At 36.2% G+C, this 8,469-nt stretch carries 10 protein-coding genes; 6 read left to right on the forward strand and 4 right to left on the reverse strand.

Translation table 11 applies throughout. The features are described 5' to 3' along the window. Positions 1 to 181: hypothetical protein (locus ABF281_RS03500; protein ID WP_347180315.1), on the forward strand; the 181-nt coding region annotated here is incomplete at its 5' end. Positions 182 to 325: 144 nt separating this feature from the next. Continuing rightward, a complete protein-coding gene (locus ABF281_RS03505) occupies positions 326 to 493 on the forward strand; it encodes a hypothetical protein (protein ID WP_347180316.1) in 168 nt (55 codons plus the stop codon). A gap of 78 nt (positions 494 to 571) precedes the next feature. Here the strand turns inward: ABF281_RS03505 and ABF281_RS03510 are convergent, their stop codons facing one another. Together ABF281_RS03510 and nadE are read right to left on the reverse strand one after the other, a co-directional pair. Beyond that, entirely contained in the window at positions 572 to 1,012 is a 441-nt protein-coding gene (locus tag ABF281_RS03510; RefSeq protein WP_347180317.1) for a cold shock domain-containing protein, read from the reverse strand. Positions 1,013 to 1,238: 226 nt separating this feature from the next. Continuing rightward, on the reverse strand, positions 1,239 to 2,030 hold the full coding sequence (nadE, locus tag ABF281_RS03515) for an NAD(+) synthase (protein WP_347180318.1): 792 nt from the start codon (positions 2,028 to 2,030) through the stop codon (positions 1,239 to 1,241). Positions 2,031 to 2,089: 59 nt separating this feature from the next. Here nadE and ABF281_RS03520 point away from each other — a divergent pair, with 59 nt between their 5' ends. Together ABF281_RS03520 and gldC are read left to right on the forward strand one after the other, a co-directional pair. Beyond that, positions 2,090 to 3,052, forward strand: coding sequence for a gliding motility lipoprotein GldB (locus tag ABF281_RS03520; RefSeq protein ID WP_347180319.1), 963 nt, complete (start codon positions 2,090 to 2,092; stop codon positions 3,050 to 3,052). Positions 3,053 to 3,169: 117 nt separating this feature from the next. Beyond that, positions 3,170 to 3,514 carry a gliding motility protein GldC gene (gene gldC / locus ABF281_RS03525; RefSeq protein ID WP_347180320.1) on the forward strand — a complete coding sequence of 115 codons (345 nt, stop codon included), beginning with the start codon at positions 3,170 to 3,172 and terminating at the stop codon, positions 3,512 to 3,514. Positions 3,515 to 3,598: 84 nt separating this feature from the next. Here the strand turns inward: gldC and recA are convergent, their stop codons facing one another. After that, positions 3,599 to 4,618, reverse strand: coding sequence for a recombinase RecA (recA, locus tag ABF281_RS03530; protein ID WP_347180321.1), 1,020 nt, complete (start codon positions 4,616 to 4,618; stop codon positions 3,599 to 3,601). Positions 4,619 to 4,898: 280 nt separating this feature from the next. Beyond that, the gene (locus ABF281_RS03535; protein WP_347180322.1) at positions 4,899 to 7,208 is read right to left on the reverse strand and encodes a TonB-dependent receptor; all 2,310 of its coding nucleotides are present in this window, start codon (positions 7,206 to 7,208) and stop codon (positions 4,899 to 4,901) included. A gap of 95 nt (positions 7,209 to 7,303) precedes the next feature. Between ABF281_RS03535 and ABF281_RS03540 the strand changes: the two genes are divergently transcribed. Continuing rightward, on the forward strand, positions 7,304 to 7,972 hold the full coding sequence (locus ABF281_RS03540; protein ID WP_347180323.1) for a metal-dependent transcriptional regulator: 669 nt from the start codon (positions 7,304 to 7,306) through the stop codon (positions 7,970 to 7,972). A 5-nt stretch (positions 7,973 to 7,977) separates the two neighbouring features. Then, a partial coding sequence (locus tag ABF281_RS03545) for a zinc ABC transporter substrate-binding protein (RefSeq protein WP_347180324.1) occupies positions 7,978 to 8,469 on the forward strand: 492 nt, incomplete at its 3' end.

Consider the following 8,469-nt stretch of genomic DNA (forward strand, 5'->3'; position numbering starts at 1 on the left):
CATTCAGCCTTTGTCTGACCAAAATCTTTACGATTTGCTAAACCAAATTGACAGATACACCATAAATACAGCCAAAGACTGGGCCGAACAAAACGAAATCCGTAAAATAAAAATGGCATACAATACGGAATATAGTGCAGTGTATTCTAGCTATGCTAAGACACCATATACAAAGCGTTAAAGGCACAGTAGCTACAGCGTTGGAAATATTTTTTGATTGTTGTCGTTCCCATTTTTTCTGCTACATTCGTACGTGTTTTAAAAGAGAGTAGTTTCCTATGTGTAAAAACATAAAAATTCACCACGATTTAAAATGAAGAAACCCATGAAGACAAGAATCAAATATTGTAAGGTTTGTGATGTAGATTTTCCTACCATGTATAGAATTCAATACAAAAACCCCAAAGAATGGGTGTTTGTGTGTGAAGCATGTTTGTTAAAGGTCAAGAAAGACAACAATAAATACAGATATGGCGGCACTTGGAAACGATAACTGTTTGTGTTAAAAAAGAAAACCTCAACAAATTTTTTTTCAATTTGTTGAGGTTTTTAAATCTATGAAGTATTCGATTTAGGCGATAAACAGTTTTACTTTAACCGCAACCAAACCTTTAGGTCCTTTTTCTGTTTCAAAAGAAACTTTGTTTCCTTCTTTGATGCTCCCTTCTACATTATTGATATGAACAAAAAAGCTATTTCCTGTTTCTTTTTGATCAATAAATCCATATCCTTTATCGTTGTTAAAGTGGTTTACAATTCCAATTTTAACGGGATCCTCTTGTTCTAGGTCTTCTTTTTTAGGAGTACTGATATGAATTTGGTCTAATGAAATTTCTTCTTTTTCAATAGTTGGGTCTGGTTTTTCAGTAGTCAACTGTCCATCAGCTCCCATATACATAAATTCCGCAGTTTTTACTCCGGACTCTTTGAGTTGTTCTTTGCGTAGTGCTTTGTCTCTACGTTTTTTTGCTTTTTTCTTTTCTCTTTCTTTTTTTTCGAAACTATCTGCCATCTATGTAAATTATAATAATAGGCTACAAAGATATTAAATAGAGAATGAAACTTAGCCCAAATTCCTCTGATAATCTGAATTTTATCTCAAATAATCTTTTTTGACTCAAAAACACGAAAGTAAACGTATTGTTTTATAGAGGAGTTGGTTTTTAATTTAGAGACGAGAGGCCTAAGCTAGTGTTCATGATTTTGTTTTGTGTCGTCTATAGAAATTGTGTCCAAAGTTAGCTTTTCCATTGTTTAGGAATTTCACAAACAGGAATAGGATTCATTTTGTGTTGGTTGGCACCATTCAATTTGCTGTAGATCAAAAACACTTCTTTTTCTCTAGCGGTAAAATGATCTTCATTTTTTCCTTCTTCCTTTTGTTTCATTGCCCATTCCAGTTCATCATAGCTGGCTCCCAATTGATCTTCGTCCGTTCGGCTATCTCCAAATAGACCGTCGGTAGGGGCAGCATTCTGAATTGCAGCAGGTACGTCCAAATAAGCTCCCAAAGCAAAAACTTCACTTTTCATCAAATCAGCAATTGGACTCAAGTCCACACCACCATCTCCATATTTAGTATAAAACCCTACCCCGAAATCTTCTACTTTGTTTCCTGTTCCTGCAACCAAACTGCTATTGATTCCAGCAATGTAGTACAGCGTAGTCATTCTTAGCCTTGCACGGGTATTGGCTAGCGTTAGGTTCAATAAAAAATCGTTATCAGTATTCGGTACGGTTTCCTTAAAAACATCAAAACTTTGGGTCAAGTCTACTCGTTGACCAGAAACATGTTCAAAGCGTTTTGACAATTGAGCAATGTGTTCTTGAGCTCTGTTGACTTGGTCAGGGTGTTGATGGATTGGCATTTCTACACAAATGGTTGGGAGACCCGTTAGGGCACATAGTGTTGACGTTACGGCTGAATCTATACCGCCAGAAACCCCAACGACAAATCCTTTGACACCCGCTTTGGAGGCATAGGTTTTTAACCACTCAATAATATGTTCTGCAATCTTTTGAGTTTTCATATTTCTTATTTGTTATTTTTGTTGAGGTGATTACAAATTTACTTAAAATATTTTACAGCATGAAAAAGTGGTGTGTCTTATCTCTATTGTTTTTTATGGTGCTGTCTTGTTCTCAAGCCCATAAGAAAGAGGAAGAGATCAACAAGGTAAAAATCAATTCGGCGTTTGCCTTGTTTCATGGTGCCTTGTTTACAGCTTCGGCTCAAGATTTACCTACCTTAAAGACCGACTATCCGTATATGTTTCCTGAGGGGATGTCTGACGAATTGGTTTTGGAAAGAATGAAAGACAGTACTCAGCAATTTTTATATAAAGAGGTTTGTAAAGTATACAAAGACTTCGAGCCGAAGCAGAAAGAAATTGAATATTTATTCAAACACATCAAGTATTATTTCAATGATTTTAAAGCGCCAATTGTCGTTACTGATATCACGGGGGTTTCTTACCAAAATCAAGTATTGTATGCAGAGGATTTGTTGTTGATTTCCTTGGATATGTTTTTGGGAAAGCAGCACGAAGTCTATGGTAGATATGCAAAATATCTATCAGAAAATTTCACTCCTGAGCACATGACTACAGCGATTGCCAAAAAAATAATCGATACTCAATACCCCGAAACCAGAGATCGTACTTTTTTAGGACAAATGATTTTTGAAGGAAAAAAAGCATATTTATTAGACTTGTTTTTACCAGAAGTAGGGGATGAAATCAAACTAGGATATAGTCCCAAAAAACTAGCCTGGGCGCAAGCAAATGAGTTTGAGGTGTGGGCATATTTTATTAAAAATGAAATGCTTTACGCAAACACGAATCAATTGAGGCAAAGATTTTTAGATATAGCACCATTTTCTAAATTTTATACTCCCATGGATAGAGATTCTCCAGGAGCTATTGGCAAATATACAGGTTTGCAGTTGGTTAGAGCGTACATGAAAAACAATCAGGTTGACGTGAAAACCCTCTTGGGTCTCGAAGCGCAGTCCCTTTTAAACGCTTCGGGATATAAACCCAGAAAGCACTAAGTTTTGGTGCTAAAATCTTTTATGGTAGTTCGTGGTTTTATCTTTTTAAAACAGAAGGCCTAACAACTAATCAAAAGAAAACAAATTCTGTATCTTTGTACTCCAAAACAGAAGACAATGGCAGTATCAAATACCTCAAAGATAGAGTTCGAAATAGGTTTAGACGAAAATAAAATTCCTGAAACCATTCATTGGTCCGCAACTGATGGAGCCATAACAAAAGATGAATCCAAAGCAACATTAATTTCTGTATGGGATGCAAAGCAAAAAGAAAGTTTATACTTGCCTTTGTGGACTAAAAAAATGCCTGTAGACGAGATGAAGATTTTTTTCCATCAGACTTTGGTGCAAATGGCCGATACTTTTGAAAGAGCAACCAACGACGAAAAAATGTCTGCAACGATGAGAGATTTTTGCGAGTATTTTGCAGAGAAATTAGAACTAGAAGACAAGAACAAATAATAAAATTTTGTTTCAACAGTATCAATTACAAAAAAAAGCCTCTGAGAACATTCAGAGGCTTTTTTTTGTGACCAAAGGATAGTTTTATTCCTCTCCTTCAGGATTCTTAATGGCATCAATGATTTTAGCTTCTAGTTCTTCTGCCAATTCAGGATTGTCTTTAATCAATGCTTTTACAGCATCTCTACCTTGACCCAATTTGGTTTCTCCGTAGCTAAACCAAGAACCACTTTTTTTGATGATTCCATAGTTCACCCCGATGTCTAAAATTTCACCGACTTTTGAAATCCCTTCTCCATACATAATATCAAATTCAGCTTGTTGAAATGGAGGGGCAACCTTGTTTTTAACAATTTTTACTTTGGTAGCGTTACCAATAACTTGGTCGCCATCTTTTAATTGCGTTCTTCTTCTGATGTCTATACGAACAGAAGCGTAAAATTTCAGTGCATTTCCTCCAGTAGTCGTTTCAGGGTTTCCAAACATTACACCAATTTTTTCACGTAATTGGTTGATGAATATAACTGTACAATTGGTTTTGCTGATTGTTCCTGTTAATTTTCTCAATGCTTGAGACATCAATCGAGCATGAAGTCCCATTTTAGAGTCTCCCATTTCTCCTTCTATTTCGCTTTTTGGCGTTAATGCCGCAACAGAGTCAATCACAACAATATCAATAGCACCAGAGCGAATAAGATTTTCTGCAATTTCTAAAGCTTGTTCCCCGTGATCGGGTTGCGAGATGATCAGGTTGTCGATATCTACCCCTAAGTTCTCAGCGTAAAAACGATCAAAAGCATGTTCGGCATCAATAAACGCAGCAATACCTCCAGCTTTTTGAGCTTCAGCAATTGCGTGCAGTGTCAAAGTAGTTTTACCAGAAGATTCTGGTCCGTAAATTTCAATGACACGTCCTTTTGGATATCCACCTACACCCAAGGCTAGGTCAATACCTAAAGACCCAGAAGGAATTACTTCTAAATCTTGAGTAGCCATTTCGCCCATTTTCATGACAGCACCTTTACCATAGGTTTTGTCTAATTTGTCTAGCGTTAGCTGTAGTGCTTTTAACTTTGCATCTTTTTCGTTCGTCTCTTTTGCCATTTTGGGTATGGGTTTTATGATTTAATTTATAGCTAAAATACAAATTTATCAATGTTAAAAACACGAAAGAAGAATTTTTAGTTAGCCTGTAATCAATTTAAATAAACAATACACTTTTGTGTGTTTTTGAACCAAAGGATCAGTGTTTTAGGGACTTTTTTGTGTTTGTCCTATGTGGTTTTATATCTCTATAAGTATTGAGGTCAAACTATGTGCATGTTGACAACACATATTTAGCTCTTTTCAAGGCAGAAGTTCAATGAATTTGCTTGTTTAGTGGTTAGAGCCCAAACTTTAATCCCAAAAAGAATGTCCTAGGTCTTTGAGGGCCATAGATATAGGAAACATCTCTATCGGTTCCTTGGTCAAAATTACTTTGATAGGCATTGAATAGGTTTTGCATACCACATGACACTTCAAAATAGGAGTGTTTGTTTTCATCGACATCAAATTGATAGGAACTCTTCCAGTTCAGTTCAAAAAAAGCAGGAGATTTTTCTAAAGTGTCTTTAGCAATATAACCAGACAAATGCTGAACGTACATGGTTCCTGTATATACGCCAGAAAGATGATTTTGAAATGCTTTGATGGGTGCATAGGTAGCTACAAAATTGGCATATATATTAGGTGTTTTGTTAAATGCTCTGGTGGCTTGGTCTTTTTCTTCTTCAGACCATTCTATTGGGTTACGGTACAGTGCGCGCTGTAAGGTAGTCCCAGTTTGTAGTAGCCATTTTGGATTGGGTGCGTATTTTGCTTCTAGATTCACGCCATAGACTTCTGCTCCTGAAGAATTGCTTCTTACCCATTCAAAAATTCCTGAATCCTCAGCGGTTTCTGTTCCTTGTGTTAAGGCAAAGGCATTGTTTAATTTGGTGTAGAACAATTCTGTAACCAAAAAGAAATCACCGTTTACCAATTCTTTGGTCCAGTCCAATGATGTTAAAAAACTATGAGAAGTTTCTGAGACCAGTTCCTCTGCATTTCTAACCCTACTGATTTCACTTGCGGCTAATTTGGCATGTACATCTTCACCATAAATTTGTGGTGCTCTAAATCCTTTGGCATAGCTGGTTCGCCATCTTAAATTCTTATGGAGGCTATAAAGTATATTTACTCTTGGGTTTAGGACCAAAAACTCTTCTGCTAAATTATGGATGTCTCCTCTAATTCCACCCAAAACCCTCAGTCTTTCGTTGATGACCCATTCTTGTTGTGCATAAATTCCAAGGAGGTGTGTTGTTTGTATGATGGGTTCAAAATTTGGATTTTCTTTGCGATCATCTATGCTATTGTATTTGTACTCTATCCCTGTTGTTAAAGTTCCAGTATGGTTTAAGAAATCATCAAATTTATGAGCAAATTGTGTTCCGGTTACTAAAGTGATGTCATTTGATTTACCATATCCTTTGATGCTTTCATTGATTTGTTTTTCGGTAGGTTCGTTTCCTGCGAGTCCTCCATAAAAGTTTTTGTTTTTTGAGAAAGAAGTTGAGGCATATGTAGCATAATTGTTTTTTTTGTCAGCACTCAAATATTCATAAGTCAATCCACCAGAAACAACACTTGATCTTATTTGTTCGGAGACATCTGCCAGGAAAGGCAATGCGCTGAGTTCGTTTCCTCCTCTTCGGTATTCTTGATTGGTGTTAAATTCTGCTGTTATTTTTTTTCTATCGCCTGGCCTTTTAAAAGCTTTCAAACCAAAAGAAATATTTTCCATGGCTGTGATTTCGGTAAATCCATCCTCATCAGCATCATATCCTCCACGTTTGCGTTTCATTCCAAACAAAGCGATGCCTGTGTTTAGTGATTCATCGACAACCGTTCCATTAAAAGTGATGGTTTGGTCTTGTGTTTTTCCATCAATTAATGCCAAATTACTCCCCACGGTAAAGCTATTTTCTGAGGGATCTTTTGTGATGATGTTGATTGTACCGGCAATAGCATTAGAACCATACAAAGCAGAACCCCCACCACGGACCACTTCTATTTGTTTGATGATATTGGCAGGAATTTGGTCTAGCCCATACACACTATTTAAAGCACTGAAAATAGGTCTACTATCAATTAAAATTTGAGTGTAAGATCCCCCCAATCCATTCATTTTTACTTCTGAGGTACCACAATTTTGACAATTGGTTTCTAGTCTCAATCCAGGTTGGAAGTTTAATCCTTCCGATAAGCTAACCGCTTGGGTAGCTTCAAGAATTTTGGCATCTGTAACAGTAACGATAACAGGAGCCTTCTTTCTATTTAGATAACCTCTCGTTGCTGTAACAACTACTTTGTCCAGACCTAATATATCCTCTTTGACTTCAACATTTAAGATTTCGTTTTTGGACAGTGCTAGCGTAGTTTCATGGTTCTTATACCCAATAGCGGTAATCAGAATAGTGTAAGTACCATGAGGAGCCTTTAGAGAGTACTCACCATTAAAATCAGTACTCACTGTCTTGTTGTTTTCTTTGAGTGTGATGTTGGCTATAACGGGATTTCCATTGGATTCTATTTTGCCTTCAATAAAATATTGTTGGGCGTATGTAAATGGTGAAATTAAAAGTAAACCAATGGTAATAAGGCGTCTCATGGACTTTAGTTTTTTTGCAAACTTACACAAATTTTTAGACTAGCCTAAAAATAATTTTATACAAATATGTAATTTAAATTCATATATTTGTAACAATGAAATTTGACTTGTCACAAACAGAAGAAAATTACCTCAAAGCTATTCATAGTTTATATGTTGTGAGTAACAAAGCGGTGAGTACCAATAAAATAGCAGAACAGCTACAAACGAAAGCTTCGTCCGTTACCGATATGGTGAAGAAATTGGCAGATAAAGATTTGGTGGATTATGTAAAGTATCAAGGCGTCTCTTTAACTGTTCAAGGAAAAGATATTGCGGTTCACGTGATTCGAAAACATAGGCTTTGGGAAGTCTTTATGGTTCGTCATTTAGGGTTCCAGTGGGATGAAGTGCATGAAGTTGCAGAACAATTAGAGCATGTGAGGTCTAGAAAATTAATAGATAGATTGGATGCTTTTTTAGAGTTTCCTAGATATGATCCTCATGGAGATCCCATTCCCGACAAAGATGGAAACTTTATCAAAAGAAACATCGTAGTGTTGTCTTCTTTAAGGGAAAATGAAAGAAGTAAAATCGTTGGAGTCAAAGATAGTTCGAGTGCGTTTTTAAAGTATTTAGACAATGCAAATATTAAGTTAGGCGCAGAAGTTGAAGTGCTTCACAAAGAGAGTTTTGACCATTCTATGTTGTTGAGTATTGAGGGAGAAAAAATCTCAATATCTCAGCAAATTTCTAGCAATCTATACGTCAAACAAAACAATTAAAAGCAATGAGTAAATTAAAGATTTCAGTCGTTTTATTGTTTTGTTTGTTTGCCTGTAAGCCAAGAAACAAACAGAAGAACTCAAAATTTACAGTAGTTACGACAACCACGATGATAACCGATTTGCTCCAAAACATAGGAGGAGAGGCTATTGAGGTCAAAGGGATTATGGGTCCAGGAGTAGATCCTCATTTGTACAAAGCTTCGGAGGGTGATGTGGCCAAGCTAACACAAGCAGATTTGATTGTTTACAACGGATTGCATTTAGAAGGAAAACTGGTCGATGTCTTTGAAAAGATGAATCAGATAGGGAGAGAAACAGTTGCTTTAGGGGGTTTGTTAACTGAGAAACAAATCATCAATTCAGAAGCGTTTGTAAGTGCTCATGATCCACACATTTGGTTTTCTATTGACAATTGGAAAAAAATCACAAAAGAGTTGATTGTTTTTTTGTCAAAATTAAATCCACAAAACAAAGCAGTTTATCAAAAAAATGGA

The organism is Wenyingzhuangia sp., assembly GCF_039768515.1.
In the GTDB taxonomy this organism is placed as follows: Bacteria; Bacteroidota; Bacteroidia; order Flavobacteriales; family Flavobacteriaceae; genus Wenyingzhuangia.